The organism is Cellulosimicrobium sp. So1_17, from assembly GCF_055181235.1.
The window spans coordinates 2,566,968-2,587,190 of record NZ_CM143702.1; the positions used below are offsets into that span (position 1 = coordinate 2,566,968).

Below are 20,223 nucleotides of genomic sequence, written 5' to 3' on the forward strand. Positions count from 1 at the left end.
CGCGTCACGGTATGGTGTGCGCACGTTCACGACAACTCCACGCGTCGCTCAAGGGACCACGAATGATCGTCTTCCTCGTCATCGGCATCGCTGCGCTCGCGCTGCTCCTCCTCTCACTCCTGGTCGGGGAGATCGTCGACCTGGGTGACGGGACGCTCTCGGGTACCTCGCTGGGGGTCGGGGGCGTGGTGTTCGGGTCCGTCGGGGTCATCGTCACGGCCAACGGCCTGCCCACGTGGGTCGCGTACGTCGGCTCGCTCGTCGTCGCGGTCGTCGTCGTGCTCGTCGTCCAGCGCCTCGTCACGCACCTGCGCGACTCGGAGGACGGGACGCCCGTGTCGCTCGTCGGCGTGCAGGGCACCGCGACGACGGCCATCGACCCGTCCCGCGGCGAGGTGTCGCTCGACGCCGCGCACGAGCTCGAGCGCCGGCTGGCCTGGTCGGAGGAGCCCATCCCCGAGGGCGCGCGCGTCGTCGTCCTCGAGCAGTCCGGCAGCAAGGTGCGCGTGCGCCGGCACTTCGCGAACGACTGACGTCGTCCCGCACCTGCTGCACCGCCGCCCGGCCCGCCCGCACCGCCGCACGGGCCACCCGAACCTTCGCACGCACCGCACGCCCACCGCCCGAACGGAAGGAGACGCGCCCCGGCGCTGACCATGCTGGACGACTCGAACAACCTCATCACGACCCTGGCGATCGTCGCCCTGGTCATCGCGTTCTTCGCGGTGATCATCTTCATCAGCAAGCGCATCCGTCGCGTCCCGCCGAACGAGGCCCTCGTCATCGTGGGCCGCGGCGCGGGCCGCAAGGAGGCCACCGGCAGCGGCCAGAAGGTCATCGTCGGCGGCCGCACGTTCGTCTGGCCGATCCTCCAGCAGGGCTTCCCCATCTCGCTCGAGCAGCGTCAGATCGGGATCACCGTCGAGGGCGTGGACAAGCACCGCATCAAGATCGCCATCAAGGCGTCGATCAACTTCAAGGTCCGCGGCGACGAGGAGGGCGTGCGGCGTGCCGCCCAGCGCTTCCTGTCCCAGCAGGGCACGCTCACCGAGATCATCAAGGAGTCCCTCGAGGGCTCGCTGCGCTCCATCGTCGGCGACATGACGATCGAGCAGATCATCTCGGACCGCAAGGGCCTGTCGGACCGCGTGGTGGAGTCCACCAAGGCCGACCTGTCCGAGCAGGGCCTGCAGGTCGACCTGCTCAACATCTCCGACATCTCGACGCCGGGGTCGGACTACCTGTCCAACCTGGGCCGCGCCGAGAACGCGCGCGCCCGCCAGGTCGCCGAGGTCTCCGAGGCCGAGGCGCAGCGTGCGTCGGAGTTCGCGGTCATCGAGGCGGCGGAGCAGATCGCCGAGCGTCAGAAGGCGCTCGACCTCAAGCGCGCCGTCATCAAGGCCGACACCGACCGCGCGAACGCCGAGGCGGACGCGGCCGGCCAGCTGGCCCGCGCCGAGCAGGACCGTCTCGTCGCGCAGCAGGAGCGCGAGGCGCTCGCCGAGCAGGCCCGCGTGACGCAGGAGCGGCTCGACATCGAGATCCGCAAGCCGGCCGAGGCCAAGGCGTACGCCGAGGTCCAGGAGGCGAACGCGCGTCGTGACGCCGCGAACGCGTCCACGGAGGCCGAGGCCTACAAGCGCACCGTCATCGCCGAGGCGAACAAGACGGCGGCGATCCAGGACGCCGAGGCGTCCGCCGCCGCGGTGCGCCGCGCCGGTGAGGCCGAGCGTGACCGCCAGGTCGCCCTGGCCGCCGGTATCAAGGCCGAGGGTGAGGCTCGCGCGTCGGCGATCGAGGCCGAGGGACGCGCCGAGGCGGTCGCCACCGACGCCAAGGCCGAGGCGCTCAAGAAGTACGGTGAGGCGGCCCTCGTGCAGGAGCTCATCGAGCGCCTGCCCGAGATCGTGCGCGCCGCGGCCGAGCCGATCGGCAACATCCAGGGCATGACCGTCATCTCCACCGACGGCGCGTCCGCGATCACGAAGAACGTCGCCTCGGTCCTCGGGGAGGGCCAGGGCGTCATCAAGCAGCTCACGGGCGTCGACATCAACCAGCTCATCGCCGGCCTGGCAGGCAGCACGCTGCCCGGCACCGGCACCGGCGCCACGTCGGAGTCGAACGGCACGCGCGTCTGACCTCTCGCGCGCCCCTTCGAGTCGTGGCCCGTCCGGCCTTCCGGGCGGGCCACGGTCGTGCGTGGCCGAGGACTCGCCGGCCACGCGTCCGAGGTCCGGGACCTTCGTCCCGCGCGCCACGCCGAAGGTCGCCAGGCGGTCCGGAGCGGGAACGGGGAGACGAGCTGGACGGTTGTCCAGTTCGACAGCCCGATCACCGGCAGGACCAGCGTCGCTTCTCCGGACGACCCCCTGGAGATCGACATGACCATGCTCCCGCGACCCCGTCGCGACCGCCGCCGCGCCGCGCGACTCGTCGGCACCGCGTTCCTCGCCGGAGCCGTCGCCCTCACCCCCGCGGCGACGGCATCGGCCGCGAGCGCATCCGACCCGTCGACCTCTGCTCCGATCACCGTCAACCCGTTCGACCTCGCCGGCGGCTTCAGCGTGTACGCGCGCCAGGACGCCACTCTCGCGAACCAGGAGACGGAGGGCAGCATCGCCGTCGGCGGTGAGCTCACCGTCACGCGCAGCGGCGGAGGGACGTATGCGATCCACCACTACGTCGCCGGGACGCCGGGCTACACGATCCCGACCGTGGACGGCGACCCCACCCGCCTCCTCGTCGGCTCGTACTCCACGGACTCCGGGCTCGTCGAGATCAAGAACTCCGGGTCGGGCGGCGACCCTGCCCTCGCCGGTCACCTCAAGGTCGCGCACGACAGCACGGACTTCGCGGCCTTCGAGCGCGGTGGATGGGTCCGCTGGCGGACGGCGACGGACGACGCCCCCGCGATCGACGCGACGAACCAGCCCTGGCCTGCGGGTCAGGAGACGGTCCGGACCGAGCGCGACGACGTCGCGAGCTACGTCGAGGCAGGGGCGACCCCCGTCGAGACCGTGCAGCGGTGTCTTGCCGACCTGGGTTCGCCGACGGGGGCCGGGCACCAGGTCGGGGTCGCGGGGTCGTGGGGCGAGCGGTACGTGCTCGAGCCGCTCTCCGCCGTCGCCCCGAACGTCGTGGACTACGCCGACGTCGCGGGCGCAGGCCTGCTCCAGCTCTCCGACGGCAGTGCCGCGCCCGGCCCGACGAACCCGCTGATCGTCCGGGTACCCGCTGGCACGACCGACCTCACGGGGTTCCGGATGGATCCGCAGGGAACGCACTCGCCGTACATCCTGTGGGACCTCTCGGCCGTCACCGGGCCGGTCTCGCTCACGAGTCCGGTGCGGATCGACGGCTCCGTCTACGCGCCCGCGGCCGACCTGACGGTCTCCGCCTCGCCGCTCGACGGCCAGGTCGTCGCGCGCAACCTCGTCCTGGCGGGCGAAGGAGAGGCGCACGCGTTCCTCTTCGCAGGGACGATCCCCTGCGGTGGCGACCCGGTCCCCACGCCCACGGGCGGCTACGCGGTCACCAAGGTCGTCGACGACAGGAAGGCCGACGTCGTGCCGACCGGGACCACGTTCACCGTCGAGCAGACCCTCGACGGTCTCGCCGCCGACCCGCTGACGCTGCGCGCCGACGAGCGGCAGGTCGTCGACGGCCTGCCCGTCGGCACGCAGGTCGAGCTCACCGAGGTCGCGCTGCCGGAGATCGAGGGCGTCCGGTGGGGCGAGCCGCGCTGGACGGGAGACGGCGTGAGGGTCGGCCCGGACGGGTCGGCGACCTTCGTCGTCGGCGACGGCACCACCGTCGAGCTGGTCCTCACCAACACCGCGGACGGGACGCCTGGCCCGTGGGTCCCGACCGACCCCACCGATCCCACCGACCCGGGCACCACCGACCCGGGCACCACCGATCCAGGCACCACCGATCCAGGCACCACCGATCCAGGCACCACCGATTTCACCGACCCGAGCGACCCGAGCGACCCGGGCGCCGTCGACCCGACCGGCACCCCCGCCCCGACGGCCGCTGCACGGCGTCCGTCGACGAGCGGTGCGCTCGCGACGACGGGCGCGGCGACGGTCGCCCCCGTCGCGGTCGCGGCTGCGCTGGTCCTGGCGGGTGCGGTCGCGCTGGCGCTGCGGCGTCGAGCACGCTGACGCGCGGAGCGCCGTGCGGGCGCGGCACGGCCGGCTCTCCGGACGGGCTGCACGCACGTGCTCGGTCGTCGTGACAGGCGTGCCGACCGGTCACGACCGTCAGCCCGTCCAGCCGAGCCGCCCCATGGCGTTCAGCGCGAGCAGGACGCCGAGGATCCCGAGGACCCAGCCGGTCATCTCGGCGGCGTTCTTGGTCAGCCACCGGTCGAGCCGGTGCAGGAGCGGGTCCACCGCGCGTGCTGCGACGAGCCTGCCGAGGAGGAGCAGGAGCGCCGGAGCGATCATCACGACGCAGTACGCGGCGAGCACGCCTGCGGAGGCCGGCCACGCGACGTCGGACGTGGTGACGATCCCGATCGCGGCGAGGTACGGCAGCATCGTGCCGACCTCGATCGCGACGGCACCGAGCGCGAGACCGACGAGCGGCAGGACGGACGGCCGCGTCCGCACGGTCGCGCCAGCCTGCGCACCGCCGGCGTCGGCCCCGGACTCGATGCCGAGCGCCCGCTCGCGCCACCGGGACAACCTTCCCGGCGCGGGCGGGCGGCCGTCCGCCGCGGCACGCTCCGCGCGGCGCGCGGCGCGCTTGCCGTCGAACCGGAAGCTCAGCGCGAAGAGCCCGATGCCGAGCAGGAGCTGCACGATCGCCGCGGCCCGCGTGTCGAGAGCGTCGCCGAAGCGGTCGAGGAACGCCCCGGCGCCGAGCATGACGACGATCCCGACGGCGAGGTAGAAGCCCGCCACGGTCGCCAGGTAGGTGAGCACACGGCCGGCGCGGATCCGCCCGGGCGCGAGCAGCAGCCACACCGGGATGAGCAGCGTCCCGAAGCTCGTCGAGTCGACGAGCGCGAGCACGACGAGGATGCCGGCCATCGTGGCGAGGCCGAGCCCGGTGCCGTCGGCGCCGGCGAGGTCGAGGGGAAGGTCCATGGCCCGACCTTCCCCCCGAGCGGGCGGCCGCGTCGTCGGCCGGACGGACGATCCTCGGACCCGCCGCGGAGCGCCGCCGCGCCCCGCCTACACCCTTCGACCGATCCCACGACGACGGCCCGTGTGCTGGGATGGAGCCGTGAGCTCAGCCCGCTGGTGGTCCCGCGACGGCGCCCTGCGCCAGGTGTGGCGCCTCGAGGACTCGCGCAACGACGTCGTCACCGCCGTCATGACGTTCGCGCTCGGGTGGGTGCTCATCGAGGTCGGGCTCGTCGACCTCGTGTCGGTCGACGGCGCGACCGGGATCGTGACGCCCGAGCCGTGGTGGCGGTACGCGCTGCTCGCGGTCGGCTGCGCCCTCATCCTCGTCAAGCGCCGCCGGCCGATGCTCGCGCTGGCGGGCGGCGTCGTCGTCATGCTGGTGGACCTCTCGTGGGGCGGGTCCCTCGCGATCACCGTGGTGCTGTGGGACCTGCTGTACGCGGCGGCGACGTGGGGCAGCCCGCGGGCGCGGGCCTGGCTGTGGGGCGTCACGGTGACCGTCTCGGTGCTCGGCGCGGTCGCGGCCGGCGAGGCCGCGCGCGACGTGCGGGTGTTCGTGTACACGGGTCTGCAGCTGGGCGCCGTGCTGCTGCTGCCCCTGTGGTGGGCGACGAACGTGCGCCAGAAGAGCGAGCTCGCCGACCTGGAGCGCGACCGGGCCGACCTCGCAGCCCGCGACGCCGCGAGCGCCGCCCGCGCCGCGGAGCTCGAGCGCGAGCGCGCGAGCGACCTCGAGCGCATCGCCGAGCTCGACCGGCACGAGGCCGTCCGGGCCGAGCGCGCGGCGATGGCGCGCGACCTGCACGACGTCATCGCGTCGCACCTCTCCGCGATCGCCATCCACTCGGGTGCCGCGCTCCAGCTCCCGCCGGACGCGACGCGCGACCGGGCGGCGCTGGAGCAGGTGCGCACGAGCGCGGTCACGTCGCTGGAGGAGATGCGGTCGATGATCCTGCTCCTGCGCAGCGAGCGGCGCGGGTCCGAACCGGTGGTCGCCCCCGGTCGGCTCGCCGAGATCGGCACGCTGCTCGACGCCGCGCGCGCGACGGGGACCGAGGTGACCTTCACGGACGACCCCCGTGCCGCCGGGCTGCCCGCCGCCGTGGACCAGACGCTCTACCGGGTCGCGCAGGAGGCGTTGACGAACGCGCTCAAGCACGCGCCGGGGGCGCCGGTCGCCGTGCGGCTCGAACGGTCGGGCGACGACGTCGTGCTCACCGTCCACGACCACGGGACGCCCGCGCCCACCCCGCTGGGGGACCCGGCGCTCAGCGCAGGAACGGGTCTGCTGACGATGCGCGAGCGTGCCGAGGGGGTCGGCGGCACGCTCGACGCCGGGCCCGCGGACGGGTCGACGGGCGGTGGCGGGTGGACCGTCCGCGCGGCGGTCCCGGCGGCCGGGCCCACCGGTGGTCCGGCATCGGTGTCGGGGGCCCCTAGATGATGCGCCCGACGGTCCGCGTGATCCTTGCCGACGACCACGCCGCGATCCGCGCCGGGCTGCGCCTGCTGCTCGAGGCGGCGGACGACGTCGAGGTCGTCGGCGAGGCCGCCGACGGGACGGCGGCGATCATCAACGCGCGGGCGCTGCGCCCGGACGTCGTGCTCATGGACCTGCGCATGCCGGGCGTCGACGGGATCGAGGCGACGCGCGTCATCACGACCGAGGGGCTCGCCGACGTCCTCGTCCTCACGACGTTCGACCTCGACGAGTACGTCGACGGCGCGCTGCGCGCCGGCGCGGCGGGCTTCCTTCTCAAGACCGCGGAGCCCGCGGCGCTGCTCGACGCCGTGCGCCGCGTCGCCGACGGCGACGGCGTGCTCGCCCCGGAGGTCACCCGGCGCCTGCTGGCAGCGTTCGCCCGCGGTCCCGGGCCCGACGACGGCCCTCGCCCCGGGGAGCCGGCCCACCCGTCGGGCACGGGACGGGAACCGGGCACGGCGGGCGACTCCCGGCTCGCCGACCTCACGCCGCGCGAGGTCGACGTCCTCGCGGCGCTGGGCCGCGGGCTGTCGAACCAGGGCATCGCGACGGAGCTGTTCATCTCGGAGGCGACGGCGAAGACCCACGTCTCCCGGGTGCTCGCGAAGCTCGGGGTCACGTCGCGCATGCAGGCCGCGATCGTCGCGCGGGACACAGGGCTGGCGTAGGCCGCAGCGCCCGGGGGCACGCGTCCCTTCGACGGGTGAGCACGTACGGGTCGTGATGGTGTGGCACCCGTGACGAGCGATCTCAGCCCCTGGTCGGTCCGGGAGTCCGACCTCGACCTCGACGGCCCCCAGGCAGCGGCCTCGATCCTGTCCCTGTCGAACGGGTACGTCGGCGTGCGCGGAGTCCTCGACGAGACCCCCGCGGACGCCGACCCGGCGACGCTCCTCGCCACCGTGCTCGAGGAGTACGAGCAGACGTACGCCGAGGGCGGCTACGCCTATCCCGAGGTGGAGGAACGCCTCGTCCCGGTGGTCGACGCCTGGCGTGTCGGCTGGTCCGTGGACGGCACGCCTGTCGACGCCTCGGCCGCCGGGTCGCACGACCGCGCCCTCGACCTGCGCGCCGGCGTCCTGGACCGGGAGCTGCGGTGGACCGCGCCGTCGGGAGGGAGCACGACCCTCGTCAACCGGCGCCTCGTGTCGCTCTCGCGACCGGAGCTCGTCGCGTCCCGTTGGCACGTGCTCGCACACGACGACGTCACGGTCGCCCTGCGACCCGCACCCGACTGCTCCCACGGCGACGACGCCGACCGTGAGCGCACGGAGCCCGGGCTCGTCACGGCGTCGTGCCGGCACGACGCCGAGGGCTCGTCCGTGCACCAGCGCACCGTCCGCTCGGGCCGGGGTGTCGCCGTCGAGACGGCTCACGTCGTGGAGTGCGCGGACGGCGTGACGCCGGTGTGGCACCACCGCGCCGGGGCCGCCACGCTCACCGTGGACCTGCGTGCGGGTCAGTGGCTCACCGTGCTGGTGCTCGCGGCCCACGTGGGCGGGCCGGACGCCGACGCCCTCCCGGCGCGGGCGCACGCGGCGCTCGCCGACGCCCTGGCGGCCGGCTGGGAGCAGCTTCAGCGCGAGCAGGCGGAGCTCCTCGCCGACGTCTGGGCGCGCGGCGACGTCGAGCTCGAGGGCGACGACGAGATGCAGCAGGCCGTGCGGTACACCCTCTTCCAGACCGTGCAGGCATCGGCCTGCGTCGACGGCGTCGGCGTCCGCGCCAAGGGCCTGACGGGCACCGGGTACGGCGGGCACGCCTTCTGGGACTCGGAGACCTTCGTGCTCCCGGTCCTGGACCACGTCCTGCCCGGCGCGGCGGCCGCGCACCTGCGCTGGCGGCACACCACCCTGCCTCGGGCGCGCGAGCGCGCGGCCGAGCTGGGTCTGCCGGGCGCCGCGTTCCCGTGGCGGACGATCAGCGGTCGGGAGTCGTCGGGCTACTGGCCCGCCGGTACGGCCGCGTTCCACGTCAGCGCCGCCGTCGCGCTCGCCGCCGTGCGGCACGTCGCCGCCACGGGGGACGAGGCGTTCGCGCGGGACGTCGCCGTGGACCTGGTCGTCGAGACGGCGCGGCTGTGGGCGGGCCGCGGGCACCACACGGACGCCGGGTTCCGCATCGACGGCGTGACCGGACCGGACGAGTACACCGCGATCGTGGACAACAACACCTATACCAACCTCGTGGCGCGCCAGAACCTCCGGGCCGCCGCGGGCCTGTGCGACCGGTATCCCGAGCAGGCCCACCGCCTGGGCGTCAGCGCCGACGAGCGCGCGGCGTGGCTCCTCGCGGCCGACCGGATGATCGTGCCGTACTCCGACGAGCTGCAGGTCACCGAGCAGTCGCAGGACTTCACGCGGCACGCGCACTGGGACTTCGAGGCGCGGGGCACGGCGCGGTTCCCGCTCGACGACCACGTGCACTACTCCGAGCTCTACCGTCGGCAGGTGGTCAAGCAGGCCGACCTCGTGCTCGCGCTGCACGTCGCGCGGGAGGAGTTCACGCCCGAGCAGAGGCGTCGCGACTTCGACTACTACGAGCCCCTCACGGTCCGCGACTCGTCGCTGTCCGCTCCGGTGCAGGCGGTGGTCGCCGCGGAGATCGGCTACGTGGACCTCGCCTACGCGTATGCCCGCGAGTGCGCGCTCCTCGACCTGTGCGACCTGCGCGCGTCGACCGACGGCGGCCTGCACGTCGCGTCGCTCGCCGGGGCGTGGACCGCGATGGTCGCCGGGCTCGGCGGCGCGCGCCTCGACGACGGCGTGCTCCACCTCGCGCCCTGCCTGCCGTCTCGGTTGACCGGGTACGCGTTCCCGGTGCACGCGGCGGGCGCGAGCGCCCGCGTCGAGGTGCGCAGCGACGGGGTGACGTACCGGCTCGTGTCCGGGGAGAAGCTGCGGATCGTGCACGACGGCGACGAGCTCCGGCTCACCCCGGAGCAGCCGGCGCAGGTGCGGCCGGTCCGTCCCGGGGAGCAGAGCCCGCCGCCCGCGCAGCCGCCCGGCCGGGCGCCGCTCTTCGCCGCGTCGTAGCCCGGCGCACCGACGACGCCCGCCGTCCGGCGACGACGAGCGGGCCGGCCCGTCAGCGCGGGAGGTACCGGTCGAGCTGGTCGAGGTAGCCGTCGCGATCGAAGTCCTCGAACAGCCCGGACTGCAGGATGCAGCCCTGGCACACACCGACGAACAGCGGCGCCTGCTCGACGGCGAGCGCGGTCGCCGCGGCCCCGTCGAGGCCGTTCGCCCGCTGGTGCCACTCCGTGAGGTAGTGCTCGAACGTCGTCCGGATGCGACCGACGACGCCCGCCGCGAGGCCCCGCAGCGCGGGGTCGGTCATCGCCTCCCCCCAGAGCTGCACGAGGATTCCGGGGTCGCCGAGCTCGCGCTGCACCCCCGTCATGAGCACCCGGACGACCTGGGCCGGCGCGGGCAGCGGCTCCTGTGCGGCGAGCCTTTCGACGTCGAGCACCCGCGCCCCCACGATCCGGGTCGCCGCCGCGCGGACGATCTCGGACTTGCTGGCGAAGTACCCGTAGATCGCCCCCGCCGACAGACCCGACTCGGCGATGATGTCGGCCATCGAGGCCGCCTGGAAGCCCTTGCGCCGGAACACGCGCAACGCCGCGTCGACGATCTCGTCCCGGCGCGCGGCGCGGTACTCCTCGGTGACCCTGGGCACCGGGCCAGCCTAAACCGAACGATCGTTCTTGACAGACCTCGCGGCACAGGTGGACGCTATAGAGAACGAACATTCGTTTTGGAGGCCCGTCATGAGCACGCACCCCGCACCCGTCGCGACGCCCTGGCGTCGCGCCCTCGGGATCGCCGTCGGACTCGTCGTCGTGGTGAGCGTCGTGGTCCTGGCCTTCCTGTGGCCGTCGGTCACCGCCGAGGCGCGGGACCTCCCGGTCGCCGTCGCCGGACCGGCCGAGGCGGTCGCCCAGGTCGAGGCCGGCCTCGCGCACGGCGCCCCCGGCGCGCTCGACATCACCGCCGTCGCCGACCGCGACGCCGCCGTCGCGCTCGTCGAGTCGCGTGACGTCTACGGCGCGATCGTGCTCGGCCCGGAGCCCGAGGTCCTCACGGCGTCGGCCGCGAGCCCCGTCGTCGCGCAGCTCCTCGGTCAGCAGGCGGCCGCGCTCCAGGTGCAGGTCGACTCCGCGGCGGCCGCCCAGGGCGCACCGGCGGGCACCGCGCCCACGGTCGTCGTGACCGACGTCGTGCCGCTGTCCCCCGACGACGCGCGCGGCACGACGCTCTCCGCCGCCACGTTCCCGCTGGTCCTCGGCGGGATCGCCGGCGGTGTCGCGATCGCGCTCGCCGTCCACGGCACCGGACGACGGCTCGCCGCGCTCGGCACCTACGCGGTGACCGGAGGCCTCGCGATCACCGGGATCCTCCACGGCCTCGGCGGGCTGCACGGGGCGTTCCTCGCCGACTCCGCGGCCGTGGGGCTCACCCTCCTCGGGATCTCCGGGACGGTCGTCGGCGCCGCGGCCGTGCTCGGGCGGCCGGGGATCGCCGTCGGGCCGGTGCTCTTCCTGCTGGTCGCCAACCCGCTCTCCGCCGCAGCCGTGCCGGTCGAGATGCTGCTCGCGCCCTGGGGCGCCGTCGGGCAGTGGTTCCCGCCGGGCGCGTCCGCGACGCTCCTGCGCGACCTGTCGTACTTCCCTGCCGCGGACACGACCCTGCCGTGGCTCGTCCTCGCCGGCTGGGCCGTGCTCGGGGTCGGGCTCGTGCTCGCCGGGCACCGTCCCTCCCGGGCTCGGTCCGCTGGCGCCCCGACCACCGCACCCACGGGCGCGGGCACGACGGCCGACGACGCGCTCGTCGACTCCGGTCGCGGCTGACCGGGGCCGGCCGGCCGTGCTGAGCCCTGCCGCGCCGGGTCCGCCGAGGACCGGACGGCGTCAGCCCCGCTCGACGCCGCCGAGCGGGGCGAGACCGGGGCTGCGTACGACGCGGGCCGCGTGCGCGGCCCCGGCCCGCATCGCCGCCTCGACGGGCTCGCCGCGCAGGTGCGCGTCGAGGAACCCCGCGAAGAACGCGTCCCCGGCGCCGTTCGTGTCGACGACGTCCTCGACCGGCTGCGCGGGGACGTCGACGAACCCCTCGGCGGTGAGCGCCGTCGCCCCGCGAGCGCCGTGCGTGCACACGACCAACCGCGCGCCGGCACCGAGCCGGGCCACCATGAACGCGCGATGATCGGGCAGGCGGTCGGAGCTGAGGAACACGTGCGTCCCCGCCTCGACCCACGGGCGGTGGAAGTCCGCCGCGCCGTCGTAGTCGTGCAGGTCCACCCAGACCTCCCGCCCGCGCGCGACGGCGAGGTCGAGCACGGGCAGAGCCGGTACGGCGAGATCGACGACGACCACCGCGGCGGCGTCGAGCGCTGCGACGGCCGCGTCCCACCCCGCACCCGACGCAGCGACCTCGCCCGGGGCGCGCAGGTACACCGACACGCGGCCACCGTCACGGTCCATGAGGTTGAGGTGGCTCTCCGTCCGCCCGTCGGGCGACGGCTCGACGAGCAGCCGCACCCCGCCGGACTCGAGGACCGAGCGCACGCGCGCGCCGTCGTCGTCGGCTCCGAGCACGGTGCGCAGCGTGACCGGCCGGCCGAGAGCCGCGAGGTTGAGCGCCTTCCCGGCGGACGTCCCGCCGACGGTGTCGTAGGAGTCGCGCGCGAGCACCGCGTGCGGGGTGGGGTCCGGGAGCGCGTCGAGCTGGACGATCCGGTTCCACGATGCGGGACCGGCGACGAAGATCCCCTCCCGGTCCCGCGGCGAGGTCCCGGAGGAGGTCTCGCGCGGTGCGTCGGTCACACGCTCCACACTACCGACGCGCCGCCCGACCACCGGAGCCCACGTCGACGCCCGCTCTGATCCCCTCGAAGATCGCCGTCCAGCCGTCCCGCCCGTGCCCCGCCGCGAGCGCGCGCTCGTAGTGCGACAGGACCGCGCGCGGCAGCTCGGGGTCGACTCCCAGCTCCTCGCTCGCGCCGAGGACGTGCGCCGCGGTCGCGCCCATCATCGTCACGGTGCTGAGGGAGCCGGGGTGGACGCCGGTCTCGAACTCCACCCCCGCCGCCTCGTCGGCCCCGATCATCGCGGGCGTGGTGACGAGCGTCTGCAGCGCCTCGGGGACGAACTGCGTCGGCGGCACCCCGGCGGCCTGCGCGAGCGCCGCCGCGTGCGCGACCCCGGACAGCACCGTGAGGAACACGTCGAGCTGCGCCTGGTACATGAGCTGCGCGAGACCCGGGTCCTCACCGAGGTACCGCGGTGCGCCGAGGAGCCCGAGGGTGCGCTCGTGGGACCGGAACGCCGCCTCGGGCCCGCTGTAGTAGACGTACGCGTCCGAGGTCCCGACCATCGGCGGCGGCGCCATGACGCCGCCGACCACGAGCGTCGCGCCGTGGTCGGCAGCCCACCGGGCGGCGACGCGCGTCGCGCCCGGGGTGTCCGAGCTGAGGTTGACGACCGTCCTTCCTCGCAGCGCGTCCGGCGCCGCGCCGAGGACGTCGTACATCGCCGCGTAGTCGGTCAGGCTCAGCACGACGACGTCGCTCGCCGCCACGGCCTCGGCCGGCGACGCGACGAGAGCCGCGCCCTCCGCCACGAGCGCGTCCGCGCGCGACGGCGTGCGGTTCCACACGGTGACCGGGTGGCCCGCGGCGAGCAGCGTGCGGACCATGGCCTGGCCCATCGGGCCGAGGCCGATCACGGTGACGGGGGTGGGCGTGCTCATCGGGTTCCTCCTGCGGTGTGGGTCCGGGTGGTGCCGGTCCGGATGCTCTCGACGGCGCGTGCGAAACCGTCGGCGCCGTGCCCGGCGTCGACCTGGCGCCGGACCAGCGCCTGCACGGCCGCGACGACGTCCGTCGCGAGCCCGGCCTCCTCGCTCGCACGGACCATGTCCGAGGGGTCCGAGAACTCGAGGCTCTGCTGGCCGGGACCGCCGTAGTCGCGACGGTCGATCACGTCGGCGTAGTCGGCGAGGCCCGACGTCATCGCGACGAGCCAGGGCGCCGCGCGGCGGGCGAAGTCCGTCGCGCTCACGCCCGCCGTCCCGACCATCGCGACCCCGTGGAAGAAGCCCGCGAACATCGCGTACATGCCGGCGAGCAGCGCGAGGTCGTAGAGCGGCGCGAGGCCGGGGTCCTCGCCGAGCCACGTGCTCTCGCCCCACGTGTCGAGCACGGGACGCGCGGCGTCGAACACGGCGCGCGACCCGCTGTAGAGGACCTCCGAGCCCGGCCCGCCGATCATCGCGGGGACCGCCATGATCCCGCCGTCGAGGTAGTCGATGCCGTGGGACGTCGCCCAGGCGGCCAGCTCCCGCGACTCCTCGGGCGTCGTCGTGACGAGGTCGACCAGCGTCCGGCCGGCGAGCGCGTCCGCGACGGGGTCGAGCGTCTCGTGGACCGACGCGTGGTCGAGCAGGACGGCCACGACGAGCGGAGACGAGCCGACGGCGTCCCGCACCGAGGTCGCCTCGCGCGCTCCGGCGGCGACGAGCGCGTCAGCGCGTCCCGCCGTGCGGTTCCAGACGGTGGTCGGGTGGCCCGCCTCGGCGGTCGCGGCGGCGAGGGCGCTGCCCATCGCCCCGAGGCCGAGGACGGTCACGGGGAGCGGCGATGGTGTCGAGGGCAGGGCGGGAGCTGTGGCGGCTGACTGGTCTGGCATCGTTCCTCCGGGTCGGGTGGGAAGACCGGGCGACGTCCGACGACGCGGCGTGCCCTTCGTCGTCCACCCTCGCCGTCGTCCGGTCGTCCGGGAAGAACGCACTTCGAGGTGGGGTTCTCACCTCCAGGTGAGCGTGCAGGTCACGGGGGCAGAGCCTTCCGGACTCCTGCGGGCGACGCCCGTCGGAGGGCACGCACCCGCCGACCGGAGACGAAGGAGCGAGCGATGACGACGACACCCTCCGCGACCGTGCTGCACGACGGGCGGACGGCCCTGCCCCCGCGCCGCGGCCCCTACGTGTGCGGCCTCGACGCCGCGATGGACGTGGTGAGCGGCAAGTGGAAGTCGCTGATCCTCTGGGAGCTCGAGGACCACGGCGTGCGCCGCTACGCCGCGCTCAAGCGCGGTCTGCCGGGCGTGAGCGACAAGGTGCTCGCGCAACAGCTCCGCGAGATGGAGGCCGACGGCCTGCTCCGGCGCGAGGTGTTCCCCGAGGTCCCGCCGCGGGTCGAGTACTCGCTCACCGAGCACGGCAGCGCGCTCAACACGGCGCTCGAGTCGCTCGGCGACTGGGGGCGGGGTCGTCTCGAGCGGCTCGGCGGGCAGGTGGTGGGCGCCGTCCCCGCCGCGACGTGAGCCCCGCCCGTGACCCGGACGGTCCGGGGCGGAGGCCCACGTCTCGGCGTCCGTCAGGGCTCGGGGTGCAGCGCGTCGTAGCGCCAGAACCGGCGCTGCGCGCGGACGACCAGCCACAGCGCGACGACGCACGCGATCCCGCCGAGGACCGCCGCCCACGCCTCGCCGGTCCACGTCGACTGCGCGCCGAGCACGAGCTCGCCGAGCCGCGGTCCGCCCGCGACGACCACGATGAACACGCCCTGGAGGCGTCCGCGCATCTCGTCGGGCGCCGCGGTCTGGAGGATGGTCTGGCGGAACACGGAGCTCACGGCGTCCGACGCCCCGGCGAGCGCGAGCGCGACGCACGCCGCGACGACCCACCCGACGAGGACGGTCGACGGCGACGTCGCGCCGACCCCGAGCAGCACGAGCCCGAACAGCACGATCGATGCGCCGTACGCCGTGACCGACCAGACGATCACCCGGCCCTGCCACCGCACGCGCGACAGGCCGCCCGAGAACGCGCTCGCGAGCACCGCACCGATCGCGAAGGCCGCGGTGAGCACGCCGGTCGTGGCCTCTCCCCCGCCGAGCCAGACGACCCCTGCGGCGGGCAGCAGCACGCGTGGCGACGCGAGGACCATCGCCGCGAGGTCCACGAGGAACGTCGTGCGGATGTTCGGCTGCGTGCCGAGGTAGCGCAGCCCGTCGACGACGGACCGCCACCCGACCGCGCGACCCCGGCGGCGGCGTCGGGCCGTGTCAGGGCGAGAGGTCACCGGGGTGACCTGTGCGCCTGCCACGTCGTCACCCCCGAGCGTCGTGTCAGGGCCAGGGGTCACGGCGCTGACCTGTTGCCCTGACAGGGGCGGGATGTCCGGCAGCCGCCACACCGCCCACAGCGCCGCGGTGAACAGCACCGCGTCGATCGTGTACGCGACCTGGTAGCCCCACAGCGCCACGAGGAGGGCGCCCCCGAGCGGCCCGACCGTCAGCGCGACGTTCCACGCGAGCGTCTGGAGCGCGTTCGCGGCGGGGAGGAGCCGCGGCTCGACGAGGCGCGGGATGATCGCCGACCGCGCGGGGTTGTTGATCGCGAACGCGGCGGACTGCGCCGCGACGAGCGCATAGAGCACGCCCACCGAGTCGAGGTGGAGCCAGGCCTGGAGCGCGACGAGGCTCGTGACCACCCACAGGGCGGCCGACGCCGCGAGCGCGACCTTGCGGCGGTCGTAGGCGTCGACGAGCGCGCCGCCGTACAGCCCGAGCACGACGAGCGGCACGAGCGCGCAGATCCCGAGGACACCGACCGCGAGCGACGACCCGGTGAGCGCGTAGACCTGCAGGCCCACGGCGACGACCGTGAGCTGCGAGCCGAGGTTGGAGATCCCGAGCCCCCACCACAGGCGTCGGAACGGCGCGGAGGTACGCAGGGGCGTCGTGTCGGCGAGAAGACCGTTGACCCGGGCCACGGTCGATGAGCCTACGCGTCGCCCGGCCGTGACCGTGACGCCCGCCCGCGACGGCGTCGGGCGAGGATGGTGGCATGGACGACGTCGACGACTGGTCATCCGTCGCGATCGACTGGGCGCGGTACTGGGCTCCGGTCGCCGAACCTGCGCAGCGGGCGCTGCTCGCGGCCGCCGGCCTGGCCGCGGGGTGGCGCGTGCTCGACGTCGGCTGCGGGTCGGGCGAGCTCCTCGCCCTGCTCGACGACGCGGGTGCCGTCACCGCGGGCTGCGACCCCTCCGCGGCGATGGTCGCCCTCGCCCGCGCGCGGAGCCCGCGCAGCGACGTCCGCGTCGCCCGCGGGGAGGACCTGCCGTGGCCCGACGACGCGTTCGACCTGGTCACGCTCGTGAACGCGCTCGCGTTCACGGACGTCGAGGAGACGGTGCGCGAGTGCGCGCGCGTGGGTCTCCGGGTTGCGGTCGCGAGCTGGGCCGGGGACGACCACAACGACCTCACCGTCCTCGAGCGCGCGCTCGCGGGCGACGACCACGAGCCGAGCGACGAGACCCGCGAGCCCGGATACCTGGGCGACCTCCTCGCCTCGCACGGCCTCACGGTGCAGGCCGAGCGGTTCACCGCGACACCGATGGTGCTCCCCGACGCGACGTCGCTCGTGCACGCCCTCACCGCCGGGGCTCACCCGCAGGACCGGGCCGAGGTCGCGCCCGTGCTGCTCACCGCCGCGGCACCGTTCCGGCAGGACGACGGGCGCTACGTGCTGCGCAACGCGTTCCGCTGGGCCGTCGCGTCGCGCTGACTCCGACCACGCGATCAGCCGCCGGCACATCGCGCGCAGAAGTCATGCTCAGTTTCCTTGACTTTTGAACAACACTCGCTAAAAGTAGGCCAGGTACCGACACCGCTCCGCTGCGGTGCGGCCAGCACGGCTCTCACTGCTCACCGGCGAGACGAGGAGAAGCACGCATGCATTTGTTCAACGGAAAGACCATTCATCGGGTGGCGGCGGGACTCGTCGCCGTCCCCCTGGCCGTCACGGGTGTCGCGCTCGCCGCCCCGGCGTCGTCCAGCACCCCGGTCGCGGCCGTCGCCGCCGACGAGCCCTACAAGATCCTCGTGGTCGGCGAGACGCTCGGGTTCCGGCACTCCCACATCGACGACACGACGCGCACCCTCATCGAGCTCGGTGCGGACAACGGTTTCACCGTCGACGTGTGGGACCCGCCGAACACGTCGAGCGGCTGGTGGGGGGCCGGCTCGCCGGGCCAGCCCGAACTGACGATGGCGAGCACGCCGTTCACGAGCACCGAGGACCTGCAGCAGTACGCGACGATCGTCTTCGTCTCACCCGTCGACAACACGAACTCGCTCAACCCCGCCACACCGCGCCTGCTCGACGACGCCGAGCTCGCCGCGTTCCAGGGGTACATCCGCTCCGGCGGCGGGTTCGTCGGCCTCCACGCCGCGACCGACACGATGCACACCGTGCCCTGGTACAGCGAGCTCACCGGCGGCGGCGCGCGCTTCGCGAGCCACCCGGCGCAGCAGACCGCGACCATGCGCGTCGAGAGCCCGGCGCACCCGTCGACGGAGCACCTCCCCGCCGCCTGGGAGCGGTTCGACGAGTGGTACAACTACACGACCAACCCCCGCGAGGACGTCCACGTCCTCATCACGCTCGACGAGTCGACCTACTCGCCGGGCAACAACGCGATGGGCGAGGACCACCCGCTCGCGTGGTGCCACAACTTCGAGGGCGGGCGCTCCTGGTACGAGGGCGCCGGTCACACGGACCAGTCGTGGACCGACCCGCTGTTCCGCGAGCACGTCCTCAAGGGCGTCGAGTGGACCGCGGGCGTCGTCGAGGGCGGCGGCAACTGCGTGACCTTCGGCGAGGTCGACGGCATCGTCGAGGAGCTCGACACCACGAGCCACGGTGACGCCGAGGCCGTCGCGGGCATCACCGCACACCTCGACGACGCGGAGGCCGCCGCGGACGCCGGCGACCACGCCGCTGCGCTGGCCGCGATCGCTGCTGCCCAGGAGATCGTCGACAGCCTCTCCGACGACGCCGGCGACACGGCGCTGCTCGCCACGAAGCTCGCGGACCTCACGGACTGGCAGTCCGCGCTGGTCGGCGGTGACGTCGACCTCGCCTTCTCCGCCGAGGCGCAGCTGCGCACCCTCGGCAGCAGGGACTACGTCGCGGTGCGGGTCGTCAACGACGAGCAGACGGCGGTCGACGTCACCGTCAGCACGCCGTACGGCACGCGGACGTTCGAGGACGTCGCACCCGGCGCGTCGGCCTACCAGTCGTTCGCCACGCGGGTCGCCGACGCCCCCGCCGGCGAGGCGACCGTGACCGTCACCGCGGAGCGCGACGGCGAGCAGGTCTCGGAGGAGGCCGTCGTCGCCTACGGCTCGGACTGACCCGGACGCTCAGGGCCGGGCTCGCCTCGTCCGACGGGCGAGCCCGGCAGCGCGGGCCTGGCCGCCCGCCGGGCGGCAACGGCCCGGCATCACCTGCCCGACGACGCGCACGCGGTCGGCGCGCGCGTCACCAGGCGTCGAGGTGGCGGTGCGCGTGGCCCGGCGGCGGTTCGTAGGTCGGGTGCGGGTCCGGCGTGAGGTACGTGCGTGCGAAGAACAGCGACGCCGCGAGGTCCTCCTTGCGCTCGGCCGCGGTCCGCGCGCGACGCGTCGCGATCTCCACGACGACGTCGCCCGACCACCCGCGCCGCACGAGCTCGGCGAGCACCTTGTCGCACGGCTGGTCACCCCGGCCCGGGACGAGGTGCTCGTCCTTGATCGACGCCGACCCGTCGGCCAGGTGGACGTGCGCCAGCCGGCCGTCGAACACGTCGAGCAGCATGAGGGCGTCCTGCTGGGCGACGGCCGCGTGCGACAGGTCGAGCGTGACGTGGTCGTAGCCGTGCTCGGACGGGTCCCAGCCGGGCAGGTACGCCTGCATCTCCCGCTTGCGCCCGCGCCAGGGGTACATGTTCTCGACGGCGATCGTCACGCCCTCGGTCTCGTCGAGCTCGCGGACCAGCTCCTCGAACTCGCGCGCGTACTTGTACTGCCACCGGAACGGCGGGTGCACGACGACCGTGCTCGCCCCGACCTCCTGCGCGAGCTCGACGCTGCGCCGCAGCTTGGGCCCCGGCGGGCGCCCCCACACGCGCTGGCTCACGAGGAGCGTCGGCGCGTGGATGCTGCGGATCGGCATGCCGTGGTCGGCGGAGAGCCGGTTGAGCGCCGCGGCGTCCTGGGTGGTCTCGTCGGACCACACCATGACCTCCATGCCGTCGTACCCCAGGTCGGCGGCCGCCTCGAAGGCGTAGCCCGCGCGACGCGGGTAGACGCTGGCGGTGGAGAGCGTGACGTGGATGCGCGGCTCTCCCGGCTCGGCGGGAGGCCGCGGCGTCGTCGCGTCTGACATGCGGGCCACCCTAGACCCGTCCTCCGCGACCCACACCAGCGAACCCTTCCCCTCGCGCACCCCGACCCCTACGATGAGGTGGTCCAGACCACCTGTCGGTTGGAGAGCCCCGTGGAACGTCCCGTCGTCGTCGCCCTCGCGGAGGGCCTGCACGCCCGCCCCGCCGCGCTCTTCGTCAAGGAGGCCGCGGCGCAGCCGACCCCTGTGACGATCGCCAAGCGAGGTGGCGAGCCCGTCGAAGCGGCGAGCATCCTCGGCGTCATGACCCTCGGCGTCGACGCGGGCGACGAGGTCGTCCTGGCCACGGCGGACGACGGCGACGGCGCGACCGCGTCGCTCGACGCGCTCGCGGCGTTCCTCGAGCAGACCGCGGTCTCCTGAC

The 20,223-nt window shown here is 74.5% G+C and carries 18 protein-coding genes; 11 read left to right on the forward strand and 7 right to left on the reverse strand.

The features are described 5' to 3' along the window. The first annotated feature begins 62 nt into the window (after positions 1-62). From ACZCLJ_RS11270 to ACZCLJ_RS11280, 3 genes are all read left to right on the forward strand, one after another. The gene (locus ACZCLJ_RS11270; protein ID WP_463103741.1) at positions 63-533 is read left to right on the forward strand and encodes an NfeD family protein; all 471 of its coding nucleotides are present in this window, start codon (positions 63-65) and stop codon (positions 531-533) included. 123 nt (positions 534-656) lie between these two features. Further along, a complete protein-coding gene (locus tag ACZCLJ_RS11275) occupies positions 657-2,138 on the forward strand; it encodes a flotillin family protein (protein WP_463103742.1) in 1,482 nt (493 codons plus the stop codon). 243 nt (positions 2,139-2,381) lie between these two features. After that, the gene (locus tag ACZCLJ_RS11280; RefSeq protein ID WP_463103743.1) at positions 2,382-4,166 is read left to right on the forward strand and encodes a collagen-binding domain-containing protein; all 1,785 of its coding nucleotides are present in this window, start codon (positions 2,382-2,384) and stop codon (positions 4,164-4,166) included. Between the two features lie 99 nt (positions 4,167-4,265). Here ACZCLJ_RS11280 and ACZCLJ_RS11285 read toward each other — a convergent pair whose 3' ends face one another. Continuing rightward, the gene (locus tag ACZCLJ_RS11285; protein WP_463103744.1) at positions 4,266-5,096 is read right to left on the reverse strand and encodes a GAP family protein; all 831 of its coding nucleotides are present in this window, start codon (positions 5,094-5,096) and stop codon (positions 4,266-4,268) included. Between the two features lie 139 nt (positions 5,097-5,235). Between ACZCLJ_RS11285 and ACZCLJ_RS11290 the strand changes: the two genes are divergently transcribed. The 3 genes from ACZCLJ_RS11290 to ACZCLJ_RS11300 all read left to right on the forward strand — a co-directional run bounded on the left by ACZCLJ_RS11290 (position 5,236) and on the right by ACZCLJ_RS11300 (position 9,656). Next, the gene (locus tag ACZCLJ_RS11290; protein ID WP_463103745.1) at positions 5,236-6,582 is read left to right on the forward strand and encodes a sensor histidine kinase; all 1,347 of its coding nucleotides are present in this window, start codon (positions 5,236-5,238) and stop codon (positions 6,580-6,582) included. Beyond that, positions 6,582-7,289, forward strand: coding sequence for a response regulator (locus tag ACZCLJ_RS11295; protein WP_463106396.1), 708 nt, complete (start codon positions 6,582-6,584; stop codon positions 7,287-7,289). The genes ACZCLJ_RS11290 and ACZCLJ_RS11295 overlap by 1 nt, the downstream gene beginning before the upstream one ends. A 69-nt stretch (positions 7,290-7,358) precedes the next feature. Then, entirely contained in the window at positions 7,359-9,656 is a 2,298-nt protein-coding gene (locus ACZCLJ_RS11300; protein WP_463103746.1) for a glycoside hydrolase family 65 protein, read from the forward strand. Positions 9,657-9,708: 52 nt separating this feature from the next. On the opposite strand, the gene ACZCLJ_RS11305 is transcribed toward ACZCLJ_RS11300, so the two are convergent. Beyond that, positions 9,709-10,302 carry a TetR/AcrR family transcriptional regulator gene (locus ACZCLJ_RS11305; protein WP_463103747.1) on the reverse strand — a complete coding sequence of 198 codons (594 nt, stop codon included), beginning with the start codon at positions 10,300-10,302 and terminating at the stop codon, positions 9,709-9,711. A 91-nt stretch (positions 10,303-10,393) separates the two neighbouring features. Here ACZCLJ_RS11305 and ACZCLJ_RS11310 point away from each other — a divergent pair, with 91 nt between their 5' ends. Further along, positions 10,394-11,473, forward strand: coding sequence for an ABC transporter permease (locus tag ACZCLJ_RS11310; RefSeq protein ID WP_463103748.1), 1,080 nt, complete (start codon positions 10,394-10,396; stop codon positions 11,471-11,473). Between the two features lie 60 nt (positions 11,474-11,533). Here the strand turns inward: ACZCLJ_RS11310 and ACZCLJ_RS11315 are convergent, their stop codons facing one another. The 3 genes from ACZCLJ_RS11315 to ACZCLJ_RS11325 are packed head-to-tail and all read right to left on the reverse strand — an operon-like array spanning position 11,534 to position 14,311. Further along, positions 11,534-12,448, reverse strand: a complete 915-nt coding sequence (locus ACZCLJ_RS11315; protein ID WP_251152172.1) for a carbohydrate kinase family protein — start codon at positions 12,446-12,448, stop codon at positions 11,534-11,536. A gap of 10 nt (positions 12,449-12,458) precedes the next feature. Beyond that, entirely contained in the window at positions 12,459-13,373 is a 915-nt protein-coding gene (locus ACZCLJ_RS11320; RefSeq protein WP_463103749.1) for an NAD(P)-dependent oxidoreductase, read from the reverse strand. After that, on the reverse strand, positions 13,370-14,311 hold the full coding sequence (locus ACZCLJ_RS11325) for an NAD(P)-dependent oxidoreductase (RefSeq protein ID WP_463103750.1): 942 nt from the start codon (positions 14,309-14,311) through the stop codon (positions 13,370-13,372). The genes ACZCLJ_RS11320 and ACZCLJ_RS11325 overlap by 4 nt, the downstream gene beginning before the upstream one ends. A 225-nt stretch (positions 14,312-14,536) precedes the next feature. Here ACZCLJ_RS11325 and ACZCLJ_RS11330 point away from each other — a divergent pair, with 225 nt between their 5' ends. Continuing rightward, a complete protein-coding gene (locus ACZCLJ_RS11330; RefSeq protein ID WP_463103751.1) occupies positions 14,537-14,947 on the forward strand; it encodes a winged helix-turn-helix transcriptional regulator in 411 nt (136 codons plus the stop codon). A 53-nt stretch (positions 14,948-15,000) separates the two neighbouring features. Here ACZCLJ_RS11330 and ACZCLJ_RS11335 read toward each other — a convergent pair whose 3' ends face one another. After that, complete coding sequence (locus tag ACZCLJ_RS11335) at positions 15,001-16,401, reverse strand: MFS transporter (protein ID WP_463103752.1); 1,401 nt, start codon at positions 16,399-16,401, stop codon at positions 15,001-15,003. A 74-nt stretch (positions 16,402-16,475) separates the two neighbouring features. Between ACZCLJ_RS11335 and ACZCLJ_RS11340 the strand changes: the two genes are divergently transcribed. Both ACZCLJ_RS11340 and ACZCLJ_RS11345 read left to right on the forward strand, forming a co-directional pair. Further along, on the forward strand, positions 16,476-17,198 hold the full coding sequence (locus ACZCLJ_RS11340) for a class I SAM-dependent methyltransferase (protein ID WP_463103753.1): 723 nt from the start codon (positions 16,476-16,478) through the stop codon (positions 17,196-17,198). Between the two features lie 167 nt (positions 17,199-17,365). Continuing rightward, the gene (locus tag ACZCLJ_RS11345; protein ID WP_463103754.1) at positions 17,366-18,829 is read left to right on the forward strand and encodes a ThuA domain-containing protein; all 1,464 of its coding nucleotides are present in this window, start codon (positions 17,366-17,368) and stop codon (positions 18,827-18,829) included. A 127-nt stretch (positions 18,830-18,956) separates the two neighbouring features. Here ACZCLJ_RS11345 and ACZCLJ_RS11350 read toward each other — a convergent pair whose 3' ends face one another. Then, positions 18,957-19,841 (reverse strand): sugar phosphate isomerase/epimerase family protein, encoded by an 885-nt coding sequence (locus ACZCLJ_RS11350; protein WP_251152165.1) that lies wholly within the window; start codon positions 19,839-19,841, stop codon positions 18,957-18,959. A gap of 111 nt (positions 19,842-19,952) precedes the next feature. Between ACZCLJ_RS11350 and ACZCLJ_RS11355 the strand changes: the two genes are divergently transcribed. Beyond that, the gene (locus tag ACZCLJ_RS11355) at positions 19,953-20,222 is read left to right on the forward strand and encodes an HPr family phosphocarrier protein (protein WP_251152164.1); all 270 of its coding nucleotides are present in this window, start codon (positions 19,953-19,955) and stop codon (positions 20,220-20,222) included. Position 20,223: the final 1 nt, after the last annotated feature.